Annotated in this window: 24 protein-coding genes; 5 read left to right on the top strand and 19 right to left on the bottom strand. The window is 35.6% G+C overall.

The genetic code is table 11. The features are described 5' to 3' along the window. Positions 1-43: 43 nt before the first annotated feature. The 5 genes from ilvN to ilvA all read right to left on the bottom strand — a co-directional run bounded on the left by ilvN (position 44) and on the right by ilvA (position 6,628). A complete protein-coding gene (gene ilvN / locus LRP81_RS07210) occupies positions 44-301 on the bottom strand; it encodes an acetolactate synthase small subunit (RefSeq protein ID WP_230500582.1) in 258 nt (85 codons plus the stop codon). After that, a complete protein-coding gene (ilvB, locus tag LRP81_RS07205; protein ID WP_263458230.1) occupies positions 298-2,013 on the bottom strand; it encodes a biosynthetic-type acetolactate synthase large subunit in 1,716 nt (571 codons plus the stop codon). The genes ilvN and ilvB overlap by 4 nt, the downstream gene beginning before the upstream one ends. Before the next feature lie 33 nt (positions 2,014-2,046). After that, the gene (ilvD, locus tag LRP81_RS07200) at positions 2,047-3,714 is read right to left on the bottom strand and encodes a dihydroxy-acid dehydratase (RefSeq protein ID WP_230500581.1); all 1,668 of its coding nucleotides are present in this window, start codon (positions 3,712-3,714) and stop codon (positions 2,047-2,049) included. Between the two features lie 76 nt (positions 3,715-3,790). Beyond that, on the bottom strand, positions 3,791-4,735 hold the full coding sequence (gene ilvE / locus LRP81_RS07195; protein WP_399207241.1) for a branched-chain-amino-acid transaminase: 945 nt from the start codon (positions 4,733-4,735) through the stop codon (positions 3,791-3,793). Between the two features lie 630 nt (positions 4,736-5,365). Beyond that, positions 5,366-6,628: a threonine ammonia-lyase IlvA gene (gene ilvA, locus LRP81_RS07190; RefSeq protein ID WP_230500580.1), complete on the bottom strand. Its 1,263-nt coding sequence runs from the start codon at positions 6,626-6,628 to the stop codon at positions 5,366-5,368. Between the two features lie 518 nt (positions 6,629-7,146). On the opposite strand from ilvA, the gene LRP81_RS07185 reads away from it, so the two are divergent. Then, complete coding sequence (locus LRP81_RS07185; RefSeq protein ID WP_230500579.1) at positions 7,147-7,992, top strand: patatin-like phospholipase family protein; 846 nt, start codon at positions 7,147-7,149, stop codon at positions 7,990-7,992. A 147-nt stretch (positions 7,993-8,139) separates the two neighbouring features. On the opposite strand, the gene LRP81_RS07180 is transcribed toward LRP81_RS07185, so the two are convergent. From LRP81_RS07180 to LRP81_RS07165, 4 genes are all read right to left on the bottom strand, one after another. Continuing rightward, positions 8,140-8,535 (bottom strand): TraR/DksA family transcriptional regulator, encoded by a 396-nt coding sequence (locus tag LRP81_RS07180; RefSeq protein ID WP_230500578.1) that lies wholly within the window; start codon positions 8,533-8,535, stop codon positions 8,140-8,142. Between the two features lie 69 nt (positions 8,536-8,604). Next, entirely contained in the window at positions 8,605-9,495 is an 891-nt protein-coding gene (locus LRP81_RS07175; protein WP_230500577.1) for a TIGR01777 family oxidoreductase, read from the bottom strand. 128 nt (positions 9,496-9,623) lie between these two features. Beyond that, positions 9,624-10,775, bottom strand: a complete 1,152-nt coding sequence (locus LRP81_RS07170; protein WP_230500576.1) for a thiolase family protein — start codon at positions 10,773-10,775, stop codon at positions 9,624-9,626. A 21-nt stretch (positions 10,776-10,796) separates the two neighbouring features. Further along, positions 10,797-11,972: an acyl-CoA dehydrogenase family protein gene (locus tag LRP81_RS07165; protein WP_230500575.1), complete on the bottom strand. Its 1,176-nt coding sequence runs from the start codon at positions 11,970-11,972 to the stop codon at positions 10,797-10,799. A gap of 214 nt (positions 11,973-12,186) precedes the next feature. Here LRP81_RS07165 and LRP81_RS07160 point away from each other — a divergent pair, with 214 nt between their 5' ends. After that, entirely contained in the window at positions 12,187-12,609 is a 423-nt protein-coding gene (locus tag LRP81_RS07160; protein WP_230500574.1) for an NUDIX hydrolase, read from the top strand. A gap of 80 nt (positions 12,610-12,689) precedes the next feature. Here the strand turns inward: LRP81_RS07160 and LRP81_RS07155 are convergent, their stop codons facing one another. The 6 genes from LRP81_RS07155 to LRP81_RS07130 form a co-directional block, all read right to left on the bottom strand. Further along, positions 12,690-13,460: a 3-hydroxyacyl-CoA dehydrogenase gene (locus tag LRP81_RS07155; RefSeq protein WP_230500573.1), complete on the bottom strand. Its 771-nt coding sequence runs from the start codon at positions 13,458-13,460 to the stop codon at positions 12,690-12,692. A gap of 73 nt (positions 13,461-13,533) precedes the next feature. Further along, on the bottom strand, positions 13,534-14,163 hold the full coding sequence (locus LRP81_RS07150; RefSeq protein WP_230500572.1) for a DUF5643 domain-containing protein: 630 nt from the start codon (positions 14,161-14,163) through the stop codon (positions 13,534-13,536). Positions 14,164-14,168: 5 nt separating this feature from the next. Further along, positions 14,169-14,735 carry a DUF4179 domain-containing protein gene (locus tag LRP81_RS07145; RefSeq protein WP_399207256.1) on the bottom strand — a complete coding sequence of 189 codons (567 nt, stop codon included), beginning with the start codon at positions 14,733-14,735 and terminating at the stop codon, positions 14,169-14,171. Between the two features lie 114 nt (positions 14,736-14,849). Further along, a complete protein-coding gene (locus LRP81_RS07140) occupies positions 14,850-15,149 on the bottom strand; it encodes an RNA polymerase sigma factor (RefSeq protein ID WP_230500570.1) in 300 nt (99 codons plus the stop codon). Between the two features lie 38 nt (positions 15,150-15,187). Continuing rightward, positions 15,188-15,370 carry an RNA polymerase sigma factor gene (locus tag LRP81_RS07135; RefSeq protein WP_230500569.1) on the bottom strand — a complete coding sequence of 61 codons (183 nt, stop codon included), beginning with the start codon at positions 15,368-15,370 and terminating at the stop codon, positions 15,188-15,190. Positions 15,371-15,526: 156 nt separating this feature from the next. Continuing rightward, positions 15,527-16,258 carry a hypothetical protein gene (locus tag LRP81_RS07130; RefSeq protein ID WP_230500568.1) on the bottom strand — a complete coding sequence of 244 codons (732 nt, stop codon included), beginning with the start codon at positions 16,256-16,258 and terminating at the stop codon, positions 15,527-15,529. A gap of 199 nt (positions 16,259-16,457) precedes the next feature. Between LRP81_RS07130 and LRP81_RS07125 the strand changes: the two genes are divergently transcribed. Further along, positions 16,458-17,420 carry a D-2-hydroxyacid dehydrogenase gene (locus LRP81_RS07125; protein WP_230500567.1) on the top strand — a complete coding sequence of 321 codons (963 nt, stop codon included), beginning with the start codon at positions 16,458-16,460 and terminating at the stop codon, positions 17,418-17,420. A 55-nt stretch (positions 17,421-17,475) separates the two neighbouring features. Then, positions 17,476-18,318, top strand: a complete 843-nt coding sequence (locus LRP81_RS07120) for an STAS domain-containing protein (RefSeq protein ID WP_230500566.1) — start codon at positions 17,476-17,478, stop codon at positions 18,316-18,318. Between the two features lie 828 nt (positions 18,319-19,146). Here LRP81_RS07120 and LRP81_RS07115 read toward each other — a convergent pair. The 4 genes from LRP81_RS07115 to LRP81_RS07100 form a co-directional block, all read right to left on the bottom strand. Further along, the gene (locus LRP81_RS07115; protein WP_230500565.1) at positions 19,147-19,434 is read right to left on the bottom strand and encodes a hypothetical protein; all 288 of its coding nucleotides are present in this window, start codon (positions 19,432-19,434) and stop codon (positions 19,147-19,149) included. Positions 19,435-19,609: 175 nt separating this feature from the next. Beyond that, a complete protein-coding gene (locus tag LRP81_RS07110; protein WP_230500564.1) occupies positions 19,610-20,128 on the bottom strand; it encodes a mismatch-specific DNA-glycosylase in 519 nt (172 codons plus the stop codon). A 219-nt stretch (positions 20,129-20,347) separates the two neighbouring features. Then, positions 20,348-20,671 (bottom strand): cyclic-phosphate processing receiver domain-containing protein, encoded by a 324-nt coding sequence (locus LRP81_RS07105; RefSeq protein WP_230500563.1) that lies wholly within the window; start codon positions 20,669-20,671, stop codon positions 20,348-20,350. 296 nt (positions 20,672-20,967) lie between these two features. Continuing rightward, on the bottom strand, positions 20,968-21,702 hold the full coding sequence (locus tag LRP81_RS07100) for a YwaF family protein (protein WP_230500562.1): 735 nt from the start codon (positions 21,700-21,702) through the stop codon (positions 20,968-20,970). Positions 21,703-21,856: 154 nt separating this feature from the next. Between LRP81_RS07100 and LRP81_RS07095 the strand changes: the two genes are divergently transcribed. Further along, positions 21,857-22,645, top strand: a complete 789-nt coding sequence (locus LRP81_RS07095; RefSeq protein WP_230500561.1) for an alpha/beta fold hydrolase — start codon at positions 21,857-21,859, stop codon at positions 22,643-22,645. Positions 22,646-22,831: the final 186 nt, after the last annotated feature.

Below are 22,831 nucleotides of genomic sequence, written 5' to 3'. Positions count from 1 at the left end.
TAAGTAGTTTGTAATTCCGAACCTTATATTTCAAAAAATTCTGTTAATTAGTCATAGCAATTTGTTCAGATATGTCGGTGATTTGAATAACATCGATTTGTTTATCCAATTGAAGTTTAATTTTTTCTACCTCTCTTTCCTCCACTACATTCACCACTATTGTCATCAACGAAATGGAAGTTTCATTTACGGGTGCTACAGCAAGGCTTTCAATATTTAGTCCTTTTTTTAAGAATAAATTAGTTAATCTGTTCAATACACCAAGTTGATTGTTTACTAACAGCGACAATGTCCTTTTCATGGCTTCACACCTTCCATTTGTTGAATCCCCTTACCTGGGGCAATCATGGGATATACATTTTCCATATGAGTAACCCTACAATCTAATAAGAAAGGTTCATCATTTTCAAGCGCCATTGCAAATGCCGTCTTAAATTCATCCTCATTTTTTACTAAAGCAGCTTTTATACCAAATGCATCGGATAACTTTACATAATCTGGTTGATTTGTTAACAATGATTCTGAATATCTTTCTTTATAAAACAATTGTTGCCACTGTCTAACCATACCCATGGATTGATTATTTACAAGAACCACTTTTACGGGCAGACGATATTCAGTTAGAACTGCGAGCTCTTGTAATGTCATTTGAAAACCAGCATCTCCAAGCACAGCAACAACCACTGCTTTTTTATCTGCAATTTGAGCTCCAATTGCAGCTGGTAAGCCAAATCCCATTGTGCCTAACCCTCCAGAAGTAACCCATTTGTTTGGATGTTGAAAACCATGGAATTGAGCTGCCCACATTTGGTGTTGGCCAACGTCTGTCGAAATAATAGCTTCGCCCTTTGTCAAGTCATGTAAAAGCTCAATTAGTTTTTGCGGTTTTAAAGTTTCACCGTCCTCGACATACCATAACGGGTATTCTTCTTTTAATTGGAACAATTTTTCCAACCATCCACCGATGTCACCTTTCTCTAAATGCCCACTTAGCAATAGTTGCAATGATTTAGCTGCATCACCAATTACAGGGAAATCAGTTGGAACGTTTTTCCCTATCTCTGAAGGATCAATATCAAAATGAACTACTTGAGCGTGCTTGGCAAAGTCTTGGAGATTACCAGTAAGTCGATCATCAAATCTTGCACCAATATTAATAATGAGATCTGATTCATATAAAGCCATGTTAGCTGTATAAGTCCCATGCATACCGGCCATTCCCAGAAATAGGGGATGATCAGATGGAAAGCTTCCAAGTCCGAGTAAGGTGCTTGCCACTGGAATAGTTGTCTTAGCCACAAGTTCTTTTAGTTCATCAGAGGCATGGCTATGAAGAATGCCTGCCCCTGCTAAAATGACTGGTTTCTTAGCTTTCTTTATAGCATGTGCTACACTTTTAACCGCTTGTGGATCTGGATCTAATTTTAGTTTATATCCAGGTAGATGTACTTCCTTTGAATAATCAAATACTCCAGAAACTGCCGTTACATCCTTTGGTATATCTATTAATACTGGCCCTGGTCTTCCAGTAGTCGCGATATAAAAAGCTTCCTTAATAATGCGTGGAAGATCTTTTACATCTTGTACTTGAAAGTTATGCTTAGTAATTGGCATGGATATTCCGAGAGTTGGCGCCTCTTGAAATGCATCAGAACCTAAAACATGAGAATTGACTTGCCCTGTGAACACTACTAATGGGAGAGAGTCCATCATTGCATCTGCAAGTCCTGTAACAATATTGGTTGCACCTGGACCTGAAGTGGCTACTACTACACCAGGTTTTCCAGTGATTCTTGCATACCCTTCTGCAGCATGGATTGCCCCTTGCTCATGCCTTGTTAAAAGGTGGGGAATTCCTCCATCATATATCGCATCATAAATATTAAGGACGGCACCACCTGGATATCCAAATATTACTTCTACTCGCTCCTCTTTTAGAGCCTCCACAATCATTCTCGATCCCGTCAAAAGTTTATGGGTGATTTTTGTGCTATTGGTATCCACTTTCGTCACTGTTTATCCACCTCCTCATGTATCGTTTACACGCTATACTTTAAGCACTCCTCCCGTATTCGCAGATGTTACTAATGCTGAGTACCTTGCTAGATAGCCACTTTTCACTTTTGGTTCAGGTTGACTCCAACCTTTTTTTCTCTCATCAAGCACTTCTTGTTCTACGAGTAGATGAATCGTTCTTTTTTGTAAATCAATTTGAATGGTATCTCCATTTTCTACAAAAGCAATTGGACCACCTTCAGCTGCTTCAGGAGAAATATGCCCAATGGATATTCCTCTCGTTGCTCCTGAAAATCTTCCATCGGTTATGAGGGCAACTTTTGTAGATAAGCCTCTACCAGCAATGGAGGAAGTAGGAGCAAGCATTTCTGGCATTCCTGGTCCTCCTTTTGGACCTTCATAACGAATGACAACCACGTGCCCTTCTCTGACGAGTCCACTATCTATTCCGCTTTGAGCGTCTTCTTGTGATTCAAAAATGATCGCTTCTCCATTGAAGGTCTTGATAGAAGGGTCAACCGCTCCAACCTTAATTACCCCTCCGTTTGGTGCAAGATTACCAAATAGAATACTAAGTCCACCAACTGGACTGTATGCATCTTCTTTTTTACGAATTACCTTATCGTTTACAATTTGAGCATGATTGACGACTTCTCTAATGGTTTGCCCGGAAATCGTTATCCTCTCTGGGTGAATGGCACCTTCCATTTGACAAAGTTCTTTAATGATGGCACTAACACCACCTGCTTCATGAACATCCTGCATGGAATAATCAGATGCCGGACTAACCTTACAGAGATATGGGATCCGTTCAGCAATTTTGTTAATATCCTCCAATTTATACTTAATACCTGCTTCATGAGCTATAGCAAGAGTATGTAGCACCGTGTTTGTTGATCCACCCATTGCCATATCCAAAGCAAAAGCATCATCAATAGCTTCTTTCGTGATAATGTCTCTCGGTCTGATATCTTGATCGATTAAGTTCATCAAGTGTTTTGCAGCATTCTTTATTAATTGATGCCTCTCATCGGATGTAGCGACCATGGTACCGTTCCCAGGAAGAGCAACTCCGAGCATTTCCATTAACGTGTTCATAGAATTTGCCGTAAACATGCCTGAACATGACCCACATGTAGGACATGCGCTTGACTCAATTTCTAGGAGTTCTTCACGTGACATTTTACCTGAAAGTACACTACCAACTCCCTCAAAAACAGATACTAATGACAATGGTTTTCCGTCTTTCGTTCTTCCAGCCTCCATCGGGCCACCTGATACAAATACGGCAGGAACATTGGTTCTAGCTGCAGCCATTAGCATTCCGGGGGTGATTTTGTCACAGTTAGGAATATAAAAAACACCATCGAACCAGTGAGCGTTAATAACTGTTTCAGCTGAATCAGCAATCAACTCGCGACTTGGTAAGGAATAACGCATACCGATGTGACCCATTGCAATCCCGTCATCCACTCCAATCGTATTAAATTCGAAAGGGACTCCTCCCGCTTCCCTTATTGCTTCTTTTACAACTTCTGCAAATTTATTTAAATGCATATGTCCTGGAATGATATCAACATATGAATTACAAACTCCGATAAACGGTTTATCCATATCCTCTGGTTTTACCCCAGCTGCATGCAACAAACTTCTGTGTGGGGCTCTGTCAATTCCTCGTTTAATTGTATTACTTCTCATTTGGCAAGTTTCACTCCTTAAAAGGTGCCTTCATGCATTTCAATCGTCACCTTAGCTTAATCAACATTTTTTATTATTAATGGTTTAAAGCTTCTCCTAGCAGTACACCGCTGTTAATTTCCCAGCCAACTTTTGATTCTTCTGGATAAATTTTATACCCATCTTCTACCACTAATTGTCGGAAGCGATGTAAGATCTTATGCGTTTCTTTACCTGGTTTACCGTCTGCAACCGTTCTTCCATCAAGACTTATGACAGGAATCACTTCAGCAGCAGTACCTGTCAGAAAAACCTCATCTGCAACATACACATCATGTCTTGTAAATGGAATTTCCTGCAAGTCATAACCCATTTCCTTTGTCAAATCAATAATGGCATTGCGGGTAACACCTTCCAAAGCACCAACATAGCTTGGAGGGGTTAGCAGTTTGTTACCTTTTAAGATAAAGATGTTTTGACCAGACCCTTCTGCCACATATCCTTCTGTATTTAAAGTAAGGGCTTCATCTGCTCCTGCCATATTTGCTTCCGCTTTTACCATGATATTATTTAAATAATTCAAGGATTTTACTTTAGGACTTAGAATATCAGGGCGATTTCTTCTCGTAGGGACTGTGACCATCTTTATTCCTACGTCGTATAGTTCCTTTGGGAATAATGCCAGTTGTTCGGCAATCACTATTAAATTTGGAGTTTTGCATTTTGAGGGATCTAAACCTAGATCACCGACTCCTCTTGATAAGACTAAACGAATATATGCTGTATCTTGCAATTCGTTTTTTCTTAAGGTCTCGGCAATAATCTCTTCTAGTTCAGACATCGTATAGGGGATATTTAATAATACAGATTTTGCTGAATCATATAGTCTCTCTAAATGTTCGCGAAGACGGAAAACATTTCCGTTATACATTCGAATCCCTTCAAAAACACCATCTCCATAAAGGAATCCGTGATCATATACAGATACAACGGCCTTCTCTTTTTCTACAAGCTGATTATTCATATAGATGTATCTACACATTATAATCTCCTCTTTTCTTTTCTTTTATTTTTTGAATATTCTGACATAAAATGGTTTAAAAGTTGCCTCTTTGACAGGTCGAAGAACGTCTTACGTTAATCAGAACCTATCCGTAGAGGCTTTTTTCCTCGCGGTGTACACCATCCTGAAGAGATTGTGCTGGTATCGCTCGGACCAGTCATGCTATCGGGAAATTTAAGTGGACTTTTTCATTTATCAGTACCACTTTGTATTCCTAACATCATCGGAACCCTAGATACCCTCCTGATAAAAAAATGGATATGTCATTTATTCATGTTTCTTTGAGTTGTTGTTATTTTAATACCGTCCAAACACGAGGTCAACAGTTAATTTCAGATAATTCTAATTTTACTGACAATATAAAAACGCTTTCATTTTTGTTGTCCCAACAAAGAAAACGCTTTCAAAAGTTTGTCAATTTTTTTTACAAACCTGATTTTTATCGATGCATTTCCCTTCCTAAAAATAGATAGAATTTAGGTTTATAGATATCAACGTCTTAGCTTAAAACCTCAGAAGGATTTTGACTCCTCTAAAACCTAGAGATTGATTTATATACAAAATAAAAAGAAGAACAGGAAACTGTCCTTCTTTTTTCAGAAATACGTATTATATTAATAAATTAAACAATTGTTTATCCTTGTTTATCTCAATATAGGTGAAACCCTTCCTCTCCATTTTATCAATAAGAGCAAAATAATCATCAGGTTCCCTTAACTCTACACCAACCAAAACAGGCCCTTTGTCACGGTTGTTCTTTTTCGTATATTCAAATCGAGTAATATCGTCTGTCTCTCCTAATACATCTTCCATGAATTCTCTAAGAGCACCAGCACGTTGAGGGAAATTGACAATAAAATAGTGCTTCAATCCCTCGTAAATAAGCGACCGTTCTTTCATTTCCTGCATCCGATCTAAGTCATTATTTCCACCACTAACAATACAAACAACTGTTTTTCCTTTTATCTGTTCTTTGTAAAAATCAAGTGCAGCTATCGGCATTGCCCCTGCTGGTTCTGCAATAATCGCATTTTCATTATACAGATTAAGTATCGTTGTACAAACTTTCCCTTCCGGTACTAGAATAATATCATCTATGATATCTTTGGAAAGCTCAAAAGGAATTTTCCCCACCTGCTGAACAGCTGCACCATCTACAAAACTATCAATATCTTCTAGTTTCACTACCTGGTTTTCTGCTAAAGATTGTTTCATGCTAGGTGCACCAAACGGCTCTACTCCAATTACCTTTACTTGTGGATTTTTTTCCTTCAAGTATGATCCTACACCAGAGATTAGGCCACCTCCACCAATACTCATAAACACATAATTGCACTCTTCCTCAAGCTGTTCATACATTTCTAATCCAATTGTCGCTTGACCCGTTATCGTTAATTTATCATCAAAAGGATGCACAAATTTCAATCCTTCCTGATTACATGCCTTCACAGCTTGTTGATAGGAATCATCATACGTATCTCCAGTTAAAATTACCTCCGTGTACTCACCACCGAAAAATTCTACCTTTGATACTTTCTGTCTTGGTGTCGTAGTAGGCATAAATATTTTCCCTCTAATTCCAAGCTTTTTGCAGGCATACGCAACTCCTTGGGCATGGTTCCCAGCGCTTGCACATACTACTCCCTTTTCTCTTTGTTGCTGCGTTAGACTTTGCACTAAATAATAAGCTCCCCTTAGTTTAAAGGATCTGACTACTTGTTGATCTTCCCTTTTTAAGTAGACTTTACAGTTATAGCGTTCTGACAGAATAGGGTCCAACTGAAGCGGTGATCTTACGACGATATTTTTCAGCACCTCATATGCTTGTTGAACTTCTTCCGTTGAAACTCTAGTTTGTAATGCTTTCGTCATTTTTCCGCTCCTTTCTCCTAGTTAACTGCATGGTTTAGAATATTGTGAATTATTGTACATCATCTTAATTGGCTATGTCACGAATCTTTTGCAGAAATTAAAAAACACTCCTGCTGAATGAACACTCCAAGGAGGTTGCTGTTGCTATAAGTTCAAGTCATGAACACCTATATTTTTTTATTTTTATTGAATGTAAAAAGCAAGAATAAGCGAAAGATGCCATTGCACAAAATAATAATATTAGAATAGTAAGTTTAGAGCTTCAGATACCTTGCTTAGATAGTACATAAGTATTATAAGAAAACCAAATAATTCAAAGTTTATTTATTAAATGAATAACGAATGAAATCTTTGTCGAAAACTTTTTAAGCATGCATTCGGACAAATCAAATGTTATTTTGATAAACTTTTCATAGATTATTAATTCTTCTATGAAAAATAAAAATGAAGATTTTGGTTGAATAGCAACTAAGTTTGCGGATAAAAAGGCATTTAATAAAGAGTAGAGGTGTAATACCATGATAAATAGTGGACTAGTCTTAGAAGGTGGCGGTATGAGAGGTGTATATACTGCAGGTGTATTAGAATATTTTATGGAAAATAACTTATACTTTCCATATATCATCGGAGTGTCAGCAGGTGCATGCATGGCTGCCTCTTATCTTTCCGGCCAAAAAGGAAGAAATAGAAAAGTCAATATTGATTTTATCAATGACCATCGCTATCTTTCTTATCGAAATTACTGGAAAAAGCGCCAATTGTTTGACATGGATTTTTTATTTGATGAAATACCAAATAAACTTGTTCCTTTTGATTATGAAGCTTATTCTAAACGAAAAGAGGATTTTGTCGTAGTTACTACAGACTGTATAACAGGAGAGCCTGTTTATTTTAATATGAAAAATCATCAAGAAGATTTACTGACTCTCATTAGAGCATCTAGTTCTCTCCCATTTATCGCACCAAACGTAAGCTTCCAAGACAGGTTTCTTTTAGATGGTGGCATAATTGATCCTATTCCAATAAAAAAAGCACAAGTGGATGGAAATGTTAAAAATGTAGTTATTTTGACGAAGTCTGCAGGATATAAGAAAAAAGCGAGTCGATTTGGGTCGTTGTTAAAATATAAACAGTTCCCTATTATCTCTGAAAAGCTCAAAGCACGATATAAATTATACAATGAGACCATAGATTTTTTGGAAGCTGAAAAGGAAAATGGCACTACTTTTATTATTAGGCCAAGCATACCCTTACAAGTAGGAAGAATGGAACGAAATAAAGGAAAACTGATTGCATTATACGAACTTGGTTATGAGGACGCAAAAAATAACGCAAAAAATCTACAAGAGTTTTTATCACAGTAACGTTCAAATCATCCTTAAATATTTGAAGTCTGCCATAAGAAGCTGAGACTTGATGACCATAAAGTGTTTCCAAATATATAAATCTATCTCACTATGAAGAAAGGAGCTATCTAGATTTATTATTGTTATCTAGTAGCTCCAAGGTTTTTATATATTGGGGTTTTGACTGGACAATCCTTTATCCACTTTTTCTTGTGCACTAGCAATACGTTTAGCATAAGGTATTGCTTCTAAACGTTCAAATGGAATTTCCTCACCTGTATCAACGCAAATGCCATATGTCCCTTCTTCCATTCTTTGAAGTGCATCCTTTATCTCATTGTATAGACGGTCGTCCATCTGCTCAAAGGTTTGTTCTTGGGCTCTTTCGACACGTTCTGCATTACCTTCAGCCAAATGATTACCAATACCAGAAGTAATTTCTCCACTGGATTCTTTCAACGATTCGTCCAATACACTTTGTTCTTGTTTCTTCTCTATTGTTTCTTTCATATTCTCTAATTTATTTCTAAGTATTTTTTCATTCTCAGCAGATAATTTCATAGCTTTGATCTTCTCCTTTCATGTATTGGGGGTATTCCCCAAATAGAAAAGAGTAAAACCATTTAGCATTTACGATACTATATCTTCCAATGCTTTCTCTATCGTAGAGTATTTAAATGAGAACCCTTCCTTTAAAAGACGCTCAGGAACAACCCATCTACTTTTTAAAATCAACTCTGTTTCAGTTCGTATCATTATAGCCCCTAGTTCTAACATCCACTTTGGAGAAGGCAGTCCAACATTCCTGTTCATTTTCTTTCTCAATGAAGACATGAACTCTTTATTGGGAATCGGATTTGGTGCTGAACAATTAAATACTCCTTCAAGGTCTTTTCGCTTCTTAATAAACTGGATGATTTCAGAAACATCTTCAATGTGTACCCAACTAAACATTTGCGTTCCAGGACCTTGTATCCCGCCTAAGCCATATTTCACTAGATTTGTAAATGGGGTCATAACTCCTCCGTTTTTACCGAGAACTATAGCAATTCGTAAAGCAACTTGTCTTGTCTGGTCTAATTCAAAGTTAAAAAAAGCCTTTTCCCATGTTTTTGCTACTTCAACAGAAAATCCCTCTCCAATCTCACCAGCTTCTTCTGTCATTGGTCTATCTTCTGCATGACGATAAATGGTTGCTGTACTTGAATTAATCCATAATGCAGGAGGGTTCTTTGCTGCTTTAATAGCTTCGCCAATAATATTAGTCGTTTTAGTTCGCGAGTCAAAAATTTCTTTCATATTCTTTTCATTATATCGGCAGTCCACAGATTTACCTGCTAGATTTATAACCATTTCTGATTGATCGACTGCACTTATGATAGACTCCGTATCTGACCATGAAATATGTTGTGGCTGTCTTGAAATAATATAAACTTCATAGTTTTCTTTTCTATATTTTTCTTCTAAATATCGACCAATAAAACCAGTACCACCTGCAAGCACTATTTTTTTCTTTTTCATGATAGCCCCTCACCTCATATGATTTCCATGTGTCACCTTTATATTAACATTTTTTAGGATAATCTAATAGACCAAGCAGAAATAATGTGAGGTGTGGGGGCTATATCAGTCATTTAAGATGTAGCCTCTTAAACTAGCCTTTCAATGATGGTGGCATTTGCCATTCCATGTCCTTCACACATGGTCTGCAAACCAAATTTTCCACCTGTCCGCTCAAGTTCATGCATCATGCTGACTAAAAGGCGTGCTCCACTAGCTCCAAGTGGGTGACCAAGTGCAATTGCGCCTCCATTAGGATTTAACTTTTCAGGATCTGCACCCGTTTCCTTTAACCACGCCATCGGTACTGGTGCAAATGCTTCGTTCACTTCAAAAACGTCAATATCATCGATGGATAAATCCGCTTTCGCCAATGCTTTTGCTGTTGCAGGTATCGGTCCTGTCAGCATTAATGTTGGGTCTGATCCAATCACAACACGAGTACGTATTAAAAAGCGTGGTTTCAATCCTAATTCCAATGCCTTTTCTTTCGTCATTAATAATACAGCAGCTGCACCATCACTAATTTGGCTGGCATTACCAGCATGGATGACGCCATTTTCCTTAAAAACGGCTTTTAAAGTTCCTAATGCTTCAACGGAGGAATCTTTTCTCGGGCCGGAATCCGCTTTCATTAAAAATCGAGATCCATCTTCCAACATCACTTCAAGCGACATTATTTCTCTATTAAAATAACCTTCAGCTTGAGCTCTCAATGCTTTCTGATGACTTTCATAGGAATAGTTATCAAGTTCTTCTCTTGATAAACCATACTTTTCTGCAATCCTTTCAGCTGAGAGTCCCTGGTTAATAATTTCATATTTTTCTTGAAGATTTTTACTAAATGGTACCTTTTGATAGGCAGATCCCATAGGAACCCTAGTCATATTCTCTACTCCACCAGCAATAACAATATCCATGTCACCTGCTAAAATCGCTTGAGCTGCAAAATGAACAGCCTGTTGGCTAGATCCACATTGGCGGTCAAGTGTAACACCTGGGACTTCAATTGGAAAGCCTGCAATTAATGCAGCAACCCTTGCGATATCACCTGCCTGTTCACCGACTTGTGTGACACAGCCAAGAATTACATCCTCTACTAACCCAGCTTCAATTCCTGCTCGGTTGATGAGTTCCTTCAGCACTTCACCAGCTAAATCATCGGCACGGTAATCTTTCAACAGCCCGTTTTTCCGCCCAACTGGAGTTCTAACTCCTTCTACAATGACGACTTCTCTCATCTGTTGTTTGATCTCCCTTCTCTATAACCCGATATTTTTAGCAATGATGGTTTTCATAATATCGTTCGTCCCAGCATAAATGCTTGCAACAGGTATATCACGGTATCTTCTCGCAATTTTATATTCCTCCATGTACCCATATCCTCCGTGAAGCTGCATACACTGTGTTGCAATATTTCTAGCAACCTCGGTAAGTTTCCATTTTGCCATGGAAACTTGTGTTACAACATTTTCACCCGCCATATGATCTGAAATCAACTGATCAAGGAAAGCTCTCCCCATTTCCACATCTGTAGCCATCTCAGCGATTTTAAATTGTGTATTCTGAAACTGACTGATAGACTTTCCAAATGCCTCTCTGCTTTTTACATATTCAATAGTTGAATGTAGCATATCTTCAGAAGCTACTTGTGCACCAATGGCCACTAAAAGTCTTTCCTGTTGTAACTTTTCCATCAAATATAAAAAACCTTTCCCTTCTAATCCAAGTAAATTTTCTTTTGGCACTTTACAATCTTCAAAAAATAGTTCTGCAGTATCTTGAGAATGGAGGCCGACTTTATCCAATTTTCTTCCCCTTGAAAAACCATTATGCTCACGTTCAATGACTAACAAGCTGATGCCTTTATGAGGTGGTTGTATGTTTGTATCAGTTTTTACTGCAACTATCACAATATCTGCATGTATACCATTTGTGATAAAGGTTTTCGCTCCATTAACAATATAATGTTCCCCTTCCAAGCGAGCGGTTGTTTTAATATTTGCAAGATCAGAACCTGTTCCCGGCTCTGTCATTGCTATAGCTGTAATTTTCTGTCCAGTAGTACATAATGGCAACCATCTCTTCTTCTGCTCCTCCGTTCCATATGAAGTAATATATGGTACAACGATATCGTTATGAAGTGAGATTCCTATTAATCCTGTCCCTACCCTTTCTAGCTCCTCATTGATAATGACGGAATAAGCCCAATCCGTTTCACTGCCTCCAAACCTCTCTTCCAAATCAGGACAAAGATATCCCTGCTCTCCCATCTTCAGCCAAAAAGATCTTGGTATGATTCTATCTTCTTCCCACATTTCATAAAATGGACATGCTTCTTTTTCTAAAAATTTTCTAAATGACTTACGAAACTGATGATGCTCTTCTGTTAAGTATGGATGTGGACGTTTTTCACTCTTTATTGAAAGCGGTTTCATATTCATCACCTCGATTGATTTTTTGTATTAGTGTTGCGTAGCTTTATAAAGTAATTTACAAAAATGTATGAGTTTCAAAAATACAAACAGAAAATATTTAATCCCACCTAATTTTTATTGTAACGGAAAACACTAAATTTTTGAATATTTAATAAATTTAGGTATTATTAAAGTAATGCATGTAGTAGATTTTAATAGAAAATGAGGTAGTAGTTTGGGACAAAGTATATATACACCACCAAAACATATCGTTTCAGCAGCAACCATTGTAGTGAATGAACAAAAGGAAATTCTTTTGATAAAAGGACCGAGAAGGGGCTGGGAAATGCCAGGTGTACAAGTTGAAGAAGAAGAGTCACTAAAAGATGCTGCAATCAGGGAAACAAAAGAGGAAACAGGTATTGATATTGAAGTCTTGAAATTTTGTGGAATATTTCAAAATGTAACTAGTTCAATATGCAATACGTTGTTTTTAGCAAAGCCAATTGGAGGTAAGTTAACTACTACACCAGAAAGTTTGGCGGTTGGGTTTTATCCTATTGAACAAGTAATAGAGATGGTGAATTTTATGAATTTCAAACAAAGAATTGAATATTGTTTGGATGAGAGGAAGCACCCTTTTTACGAAGAATTTTAAAGAGTCTGCTACGAACTCATAATCATAATAGTAAGACATGTAAAAGCAGACTTCCATATGTAGAAATCTGCTTTTACTTATCACTTAGGCTGCAGCCTTATTGCACCATCTAGCCTTATTGTCTCACCATTTATCATTGGGTTTTCCACAATACTTTGTACTAGCATACTAAATTCCTCTGGGTAACCTAACCTTGAAGGAAAAGGAACCATCTTACCAAGAAAGTCTCTTGCTTCCTGCGGCAGAGCATCCAACATTGGAGTATGAAAGACACCAGGGGCTATTGTTACAACTCGAATTCCATAAACTGCAAGCTCTCTTGCAAGAGGTAAGGTCATTGATACTACCCCTCCCTTAGAAGCAGCATATGCCACTTGACCTATTTGACCTTCAAATGCTGCAATAGATGCTGTATTAATAATAATTCCCCGTTCACCTTCTTTATTTATTTGGTTATCCTTCATTCTTTCCACCGCTAATCGAATCACATTAAAAGAACCAATTAAATTGATATTTACAACTTTAGAAAAGACATCTAAAGAATGTGTCCCTTTATGACTTATAACTTTTTGGGAAATTCCTACTCCTGCACAATTTACTACAGCATTTATATATCCAAAGCGATTTATTCCCTCATTTAAAGCATTCTTGACATGATCTTCATTTACAACGTCTGTCTGGATATATAAACTATGTGCCGACTCTAACTCGTTCTCGAGTTTTTTACCTCTTTCATATGAAAGATCAGCAATTATCACCTTTCCACCGTGTGATACGATATTCCTCACAGTAGCCTCACCTAAACCAGATGCCCCACCTGTGACAAATGCAACTAATTTCTTTTTTTCCACAATCTATCCCCTTCCTTTTAATCTTATCTATAAAATAAGTTCGTTAATTGAAAGACTTTTTTCTTGCTTAGAATTACTTAATTTTTAAAGTCACTTCTTCTCTTATTCTAGAAGGATAATCAACAATCGTTAATGTTATCGGACTTTCTAATTCATTTTCATCAAAAAATAAAGCATGCTGATGAAGAATATTTTCTTTTAATCGTAAGTTTGAAACTGAAAATGAATTGTTCCCGTGCATCTCTCCTTGGGCATCATAAATATTTTGTTCAAATACTTGAAAAAAGGAATAACCATCTCGTTTATCTACTTCTATGTCAAAAAACAGTCCACCAAGCTTTTTATCATAATAGAATTTTTTTATTTTTCCATCGTGAGGTGCTTGAATAATATGATCTTCTTTTAAATCTACAACAACTTTCAATTGGTCTTTTGGTAGTGTTCTAATTGATGAAAATTTTAATTTCAACTCCTCAGGTTCAGAAAAATAGTTGCTTTCAAAATACAAAACAGTTTTACTACCTTTTATTATATGAATACCATCATTACTCCATATATTTCCCATGACATCTTCAATCCTAATATCATCAAAACGAAAAATTTCATGTGTATTGGATTCAGGAAAATCAAGATATAATGCAATTTGTGTCGGAAAAATTTCCAGCTTTTCGAAAAATATTGACTGATTGCCAACCAATTGCATTTCTTCTATTTTTCTTTTTTAAGAGCGTCAAATTTTTTAAAATCCACAGTGATAGGGAATTCAACTTCATCTAATAGTTTTCTATCTTCTTCTTCCAAATCTAATTTTAAGATGAATGTTTCAGGAATAATCATTTTTTCTTGATAAACCAAAGTTAATTTTCCAGATATTTTATCCTCTTTCGTTATTTTTTCATGAGCCTGAGCACTTACGCCATAGGAACTAATTCTATTTCCATTATATTTAAATAATTCCACTTCACTGATAATCACATTTTCCAAATCTCTTTCACTCTCAATTGTGTAAAAGACAAGCGTTTGCATATTATCAACAATGATGGCATCTACAGTTAATTTCACCCCATTAAACTCTGTGGTAACTCCAATTTCTTGCATGTAATCATTCTCCACAGCAGAGAGGATTCCCTTATTAAAACGAACTAACTCCACTATTCGTTCCATTCCAGGTAATGAGCTAACATAGTTTGCCAACGCTGGAGATACTCGAATACTAGTAATCAAAATAAGAAAGAAAATACATGCTCCAACAATACTTGTTTTCCAAAAATTTATATACCGCCTCTTTTTAGCAGTTCTGATTCCTTTTCTTATATAATCATCAATATTATTAGGAATGTTATGTCCTGATAAATATTTTTGTATTTATTTAGTTTGTTTTCTTCGTTGTCAAACATGTTCCTTTCCACCTCTTTCATCCCAGTATTGACGAAGTAACTTCAGACTTTTCGTTAACCATGTTTTTATTGTATTTTCAGGACAAGACATAATAATTGCAATATCTTTTAACTTTAAATCTTCTAAATAACGCAGTCGTATGACCATTTGAAAGGGTTCAGCCAAGTATTCAATTGCTTCCTGTATTTCTAATTGAAATTCATTTTCGTTTCTATATTGTGAATCCTGAATCAAATGCTTGTTTGGTTCTCTTTTTCTCTTCTTTCGTTCATCTGCACAGTAATTCATCATGATCCTTACAAGCCAAGTATTGAAATAAGCAGGATCATTTATTTTTTTATGTTTTTGTATGCTCTATAGGTTACCTCTTGTATTGCCTCTAGTGCCTCGAACTTATTTTTCAAATAGGATAATGCAATTCTGTATAATTGTTCTTTATGCATTGAAATGAGAATAAAAAAAGCTTCTTCATCCCCGTTCCTTGCCCTTTCCACTAAATGTCTTTTTTCCAACCATAGCTCTCCCCTAATGTTTTCCTATATGTAATACAATGATTAGACCTACTAACTTGAAGAAAAGTTTTAATAAAATAAAAATCCACCTGCATTTTTTACAGGTAGATGCCAGAAAATCACAATTAGACATTTTGAGTGTGTTCTAAAATATAATCATCCATTCAATTCCTTTCCTGTCTTCACTGCCGATTCACTTATGATATATGCGAGCTTTAATATACCAAGCCAATTTTCTACTTCTGGTCTTGAAATCGTCATATTGTTTACTTCAGAATGATATTCAAGCCCTTCACATTCTAAATATGCTACCTTCTTCCTTGCTATTCTATGAATAATCATTGGCCATTCAGCATCTGTCATTGAATTTTTTGAGAGTTTCTCTATGTAGGTAGCGCTCTCACGGGAAAATGAACAAGATCCAGCTGTAATATCTACTTCTTTTGCTAATACAAGGGAGCATATTTTATTTGTTATTTTTTCCGTTTCACGCCAATCTTCTGGATGAGTCATAAATGCTCTTTCCGTTCTACCCAATATAGTAAAAGGATTATCTGGGATCTTAGTAACAGTTTTTTCTAACTCTTCTGGGAAAGCTGTGCACCAAGTTAATAATCTGTCTAAATCTACATAATGAAAAAAATCGCACTCACCAGCCAGACCCAGTTTGACTACTTCCCGACGAGCATGTGCAACACCTAATTTTGGTATTATCTTGCCTACCATTTTAGCTTCTTGTAATTCTTCCTTCCAAGTTTCAGCGCTCCGATCACTTACAGTTAAATAGATATCATCATACAAAGAGCTTAAGAATGACTTATGCACTTTAAATTGGTTTATATATCTTCCTGTTGGATCATGTGTTACTACTAAAAGACCTATTTTCATGCGTCTTCCCACTCCCTTAAATTAAATCTATTAAAAAGTTGTAGACCTTATTATGGTAAAGTAAAATTAATCCTGTTGATGGATCATGTATTCGACACTTTCTAGCAAAACACCTCGAAAACGAGCATATAATTTTCAAATAATTATCGATTATCTGATAATATAAAGCAAAGACTATAATAAAGGAGTTTATGCAACCATGGGGAAACGACTATTGCTTGTGACACACAATATTGGAGAAGAATATTTACATCAATTAAATGAAATTCTACCTGAATGGAAGGTGGTGGCTGGAAAAGAGGAAGAATTGTGGACAGCTCATGCAAAAAATGCTGAAGTTATTGTAGGTTGGAAAAAAGAGTTACAAAAACATGTTCTACATAATGAGTCCAAACTACGATGGATTCAATCGTGGAGTGCAGGTGTAAATAGTATGCCATTGAATGCTTTGGACGAAAAAGGGGTACTGCTAACAAGTGCTAATGGAGTTCATGCTTATCCAATTTCCGAAACAATCTTTGCTATGATGCTTGGATTAACACGAAAAATTCATACATATGTAAGACAGCAACAAACGAAGGAATGGCACCATGCGCATATGAATATGGAAATTCATGAAAAAACGATTGGTATTATTGGCGTTGGTGAAATTGGTCAAGAAACAGCTAAAATAGCTAAAGCATTTCGCATGAATGTCCTCGGAGTTAGACACTCTGGTGTTTCACACGAGTATGTCGATAAAATGTACACTCCAAGAGAGCTTAAAGAAGTATTACCTCAATGTGACTATATTGTAATTACGGTTCCTTTGACACAAGAAACCAATAAGTTAATTGGTAAAAATGAATTTATTCTAATGAAGGATTCAGCTTTCCTTATTAACATAGGACGTGGTGAAGTAATTGATGAAGAAGCTTTAATACATGCTCTTAATAATAAAGAAATTGCTGGAGCAGGGTTGGATGTTTTTGAAAATGAACCATTAGATAAGAATAGTCCACTTTGGACAATGGAAAATGTAATCGTCACTCCTCACACATCTGGATCCACGCAACATTATACAAAACGGGTAATAGAAAATATATTTTTACCTAATCTTAAAAAATATATAAATGAAAATAATGAACTAATTAATTTAGTTAATTATAAAAAAGGGTACTAACAAAGTTTAATTTTTATTAAAAGCGGGTAAAGATGACTGAATTGGGGGAATATATATGCATCGAAATAAAGACTTACATAATTTTTTACTGGATAAAGCTAAAGTTCTTACAGATGAATGGTATGAATCATTAGACAAGAGCGCTACAGTAGGAGTTTACGCTTCAACAGACCCACTAGTAATTAAGACATTAAAGAAGCAAAATTTTGATTTCCACTTGCATTTATGTAAGATATTTATTGAAGAAGAAGATAATTTTTTTCATAACTTTGAAGAATGGATTCAAACCGTTGCTCAAGATGAGGAACATTTAAACACACCAATCCATATTACGCTACACGAATTCTTTCGTGTGCGTGGACAATATCTGGAATTTATAGCTGAATTTGTTCAAGAGCATCAAGAAGAGAAGGAAAGAGAATTAAGATGGAATCATGTCATTATTAAAGCATTTGATAATGTAGTATTGAAGTTCGTCGAAGAAAATCAGAAATACTCCAATGAACGACTTCAAGCACAACAGGAGATGATTCAAGAGCTAAGTTCTCCAGTGATAGCATTGGATAACAATCGTGCTCTTCTCCCACTTGTAGGTGACATTGATACAACTCGTGCAAAGTTTATTCTTGAGCACACACTCGAACAATGTGGCGAAAAAGGCATCAATCATCTATATATAGATTTATCTGGTGTCGTAATAATAGATACTCTTGTTGCAGACCAAATTTTCAACCTTTTAAAAGCCTTAAACCTTATTGGCGTCAAAACTACACTTTCAGGAATTCGTCCAGAAATTGCCCAAACAACTGTCCAGTTAGGGATATCCTTTAATGAGGTATCAATTAGGCCAACATTAGCAGGTGCATTAACATTACCTGAAGCGAACATACTTAGGTGAAAATTACACTTCTCCCGTTTATCGGAAGAAGTGTTTTATGCTTTTAAATAAGAAGTTTTGTTAATCATTTTTAACATAAACACCAAACCTCAATTTTTCACCTTCGAATTAAAGGATTAGCTTTCACATTATATCTCAGTAAGATTGCATCTCCTCTTCGTCTTTTTGAGGATGATACAATAATTAGTTAAAAAAACTCTTGTTTCTTCATGGTTCATTTAAGCAACGAGCAATCCACTATAGAAGCAAGCATTCCCTGCTTATATGAGCACAAGAGAGCCTGTTGGTAATGATGGGTTTGATGTTTCATTGGTCAGGTTAATATTAATCAATGTTTTTATTATATTTCGAGCTATATAAAATATAGACATTACTATTCTTTTGTTTATTGCAAAATAAAAGTGCTGGCCTTTGCAAATAAGAAATGCAGAGTCCTGCACTTATTTTTATATGGGCATAAAAAAGACTTGCCCTCACCCCAAGTCCCTCTAGTGTAATTGGTGTCGAATCAATACATGGAGGCAGCTCGTTTCTTATTCTCTACTGTAAATTTCGACTAATCTACTAATAATTTATCGCAAACTTTGTGGCTTTTCCGAATATAATTAGATACACGATTAAATCGTTACTGTCGCGCTCTTTTCTTGTCATTTAGTTAATAGCAACAATCTTTAAGAAAACAGCCTTAGATAAATAAAAAAACACTTCTCCCGTTTTTTCGGAAGGAGCGTTTTTCTTATCTTAGTGAACACATAATAATACTGATTTATCGTCAAGAAAAGAAGCTACCTTGTCATAGGATAGCGTACTATGAATGAAACAACTATGTCATTTTTCAGGTTTCAAAATCGTTCTTTGGACAGGGAAGCCTCCCATTGAAACATTCCGTTCTATGAAAATATAGGAACGGTCATCAATGATAAAATTTCGATTTCCTTTATAACTGACCTTTCTCCCTTGTTCGACAAGTTCATCCTCTATCGCTTTAATATATTCTCTAAAATCCGTATACCGCTCATCAAAATCAATGGTAATATGGTCTTTTCTGTATCCCATTAGCCAATTAAAACCATACAAGCATAGTCCGAATAAAATTATTAATAAAATTATCTGCATTTCGGTTTATCCTCCCATTCTGAATTTTTTATTGCTATTTTCCTCTAAGATTACTATACGATTTATGATATGTTTCGTTTCAATAAAAAATCTCGTCTTGAATGGAAATTTCTGGCTATTATCACGGTGCTGAATCCACGATACCGACATATTTCTATCGATCTTATCTATAAGATTATTTACAAAGTATACGATCCAATATAACCATCAATTTTTTGTATATTGAAACAATTTCTCCTTTTTTCATTCTTACAAGGCCACTAGAAGAAGGTGCAACAAAGTCCAGTGTTCCATCTACTATTGAAGTTTTTTGTAATCCCCATTCAACTTTGCGCTTACCACTAAACTCTTGATAAACGCCTTTCCCAACATAACAAACTATTTTCGGTCGATAATAAAGGATTTTTTCTAACAATTCTGCTCTTCCTTCTTGATATTCTTTTTTCGTTATATCAGCAGCGCCTACTGTTGGCCTGGAAACGATATTAGTAAGTCCATAATTTAGCTCCAAAAGCTTAAAGTCTTCTGTTGGAGCATATTTTCGTGGCGTTATCCCGGCTTCAAAGAGTATACGCCAAAATCTGTTATTTGGATTGGCATAATGATGTCCAACTTTTCCGGAAAGAATACTTGGGTTGAAGCCAACAAATAATATATTCATATTAGATTTCAAATAATCATTTATTTTTTCCAACTGATCTCCTCCTCTTCTTCAACTTTTATTATTTCATAATTTATAACAAAAGCAAAAAAACTGAACAGTGGTTGAGTCCGCCCAGTTTTAATCGTTTTATCATTGTTAATAATTAGTTGCTTCTATAATAATGGATTTTTCGTCATGGTGTAAGATTCGGTTTATAAAGAGTGGAACGAACCCATCTGGCGGTATGTTGTGGGACTTGCGAAGTAGCCCTTAGAGCGGAAGTGGTCTCAACAAAACTTTAATATGATTCGGCATTTTGTACTCAGCTTGCGCTTTTTTCAAATGATGGAACATTGCTTTACTCCCAACCGAGTTTGCGGAATGAATTGTAATTCGATCCGCATACAACTCGTACTCAACCATTTTTTCTACGAGAAGCAGACCATTCCTTCTTCTGTTAACTAAGTCATGATCCAAAGAGAGATGCGCGATGGCATGATTCTCTAACAAGGCGAGGCATTGGTCAATGTCTTCTGCGAGAATATACCCTTCAGGACATCTACGACTATCATCAAGAAATACATTGATTTTCAAGATGACACCTCCAAAATACGACTTAACCATAGTGTAACACATAATCTTTTTTGTTTTTTGCTCTTACCGTTCATTATGATTAAATTAGTAGATTTGCACTATTAAAGTGGACGTTCCTTTATTCATTAGTTTGCAAACTTCCAAAAATGCAGATAAAATGGAGAAAAATGCTTCGGAGGTTTCTTTTTAATGGGGTTGCTTATCGATATATTAGTGATTATCGTTTTTTCATTGATCTTTTTTGGTGTATATAAATATGTAGTAAAAACAATACGAAAATATTAAAACGTTTGGAGCTAGACTTCCAAACGTTTTTCATTCTCATCTTTTTTTCCTAGAATATAAAAGGGAAGATATAGTAAGAGGAAGATTACAAGTACAAGTATTTCCAATGAAATTATATACCAAGGATACGGTCCTAAATAATCAATAAGACTAGCATTTGCAGGCTTTTTGGCAAGAAACATGTAATTTCCACCTGTAAAGGTATTAATGAAAAATACGAATACTGCTATTCCTTGTAATACGAAAAAAGCTATCCACATTGATTTAATTTTAATTCGGTATTTTTCTACCCAAAGCATATAGAATACTGCCAAAACTATCGCAATATGTGCAACAAAAAAATGGATAAAACGTAAATGAGGAAAATCGTAAAATAGTTCTGGGGTTAATAATGCCTGTATTGCCCCTCCTAGCCCCAAAAAATATGCTAACTCAAAAGCCCATTTTTGTTTTGTTAATAGCATCCATGTACAAATATATAAGCTAATAGAACACAATTGAAGTGGCAACGTATAACGAATATCCCACATATCTGTTATAAAATACCAATAATTCAACCATAGTTCTGATCCAACTAAAAAAATAACAAGTCCCCATCTACCAATTCCCTTTATAAGTTGGAAGTTTCTTACGTTGTAGAGAGTTATTATTAGAAATATAGTGATAATCAAAGCTATTAGATGGGTAGACGAAAAAATTAATGGTCCCTTCATAAACGAATCTGGATCCATATATTTGGTATACATTTTTAACTCTCCTTTATCTATTCACAAAATAGTAAGAATTTGCAGGTTGAGAAACCTGGTAATGTAAGTGTATACTTGAATTTGCAAGTTTTTTTTGCCCAACTTATGGGTATAGAATGTTGATTTTAAAAACGCAAGATAAGTGAGGACAAATATGTATTATAAAACAATGAGTCATCCAAAATCGAAAGAGTGGATTGTACTATTTCATGGTTTTGGTGGGAACTCCTCCATCTTCTACAAACAACTGAAAGCATTCCGCTCAGAATATAACCTTCTTCTGTTAGATTTCCCTGGACATGGAAAATCTCCTTATCAACGAGATGTAAATCTTTTTGAGTATTCTGCTGAAAAAACGATAGAAATAATCAATCACTTAAAAATAAAAACTGCACACTTTGTGGGATTATCACTAGGAACCATCATTATGCAGGAAATCGCCATTCGAAAACCAGAAATTATTAAATCTATGGTTCTCGGAGGAGCTACTCCCAAACTTAAAAAATGGGGAGAGTTTCTTTGCAGATTATCTGTATTTTATCCACTTCGAAAAATCCTGCCTCATATGGTACCATACCGGATTTTTGCTCGAGTATTACTACCGAAAAGAAATCATTCCAGTTCTAGAGAAGCATTTATTAAGGAAGCTTACAAATTGTCAAAAGAAACTTACCTTGGTTGGGTATTAGCAGGTTTGGACGGTTACACCACTTTCGATCGCTTAAAGGAAAAGAAAAACAGTATACCGAAACTATATATCTCTGGATCAGAAGATCATATGTTTTTACACAACACTATTAATTATGTAAATCATGAGAGAAATGCATCAATAGAAGTAATTCCAAAATGTGGACATGTTTGCAATATAGAGGAGAGTGAAACATTCAACACTCTTTCTGTTTCCTTTATGAAACGTGTTGACAAGATTAGCATTACAGCCTAACTTTTTTGAAAAGAAGTCCAAGCTTGGACTTCTTTTCAATTGGCATTTTTCATTGGGTTTTGGGTTTTTCATTTGCAAGCTGCTTGAAAATTCGACCTTAACATTAAACTAACAAGAACACGCCTTAACGATTATTTCTTGCTACTTGTAAAGTAAAAAATAATCAAGGTTTTCCAATTCAACCTT

The sequence above is a fragment of the Sutcliffiella rhizosphaerae genome, assembly GCF_917563925.1.
GTDB classification, from domain to species: Bacteria; Bacillota; Bacilli; order Bacillales; family Bacillaceae_I; genus Sutcliffiella_A; species Sutcliffiella_A rhizosphaerae.
The sequence above is the reverse complement of the archived record's forward strand: the minus strand, read 5'-3'. Positions and strand labels throughout refer to the sequence as shown.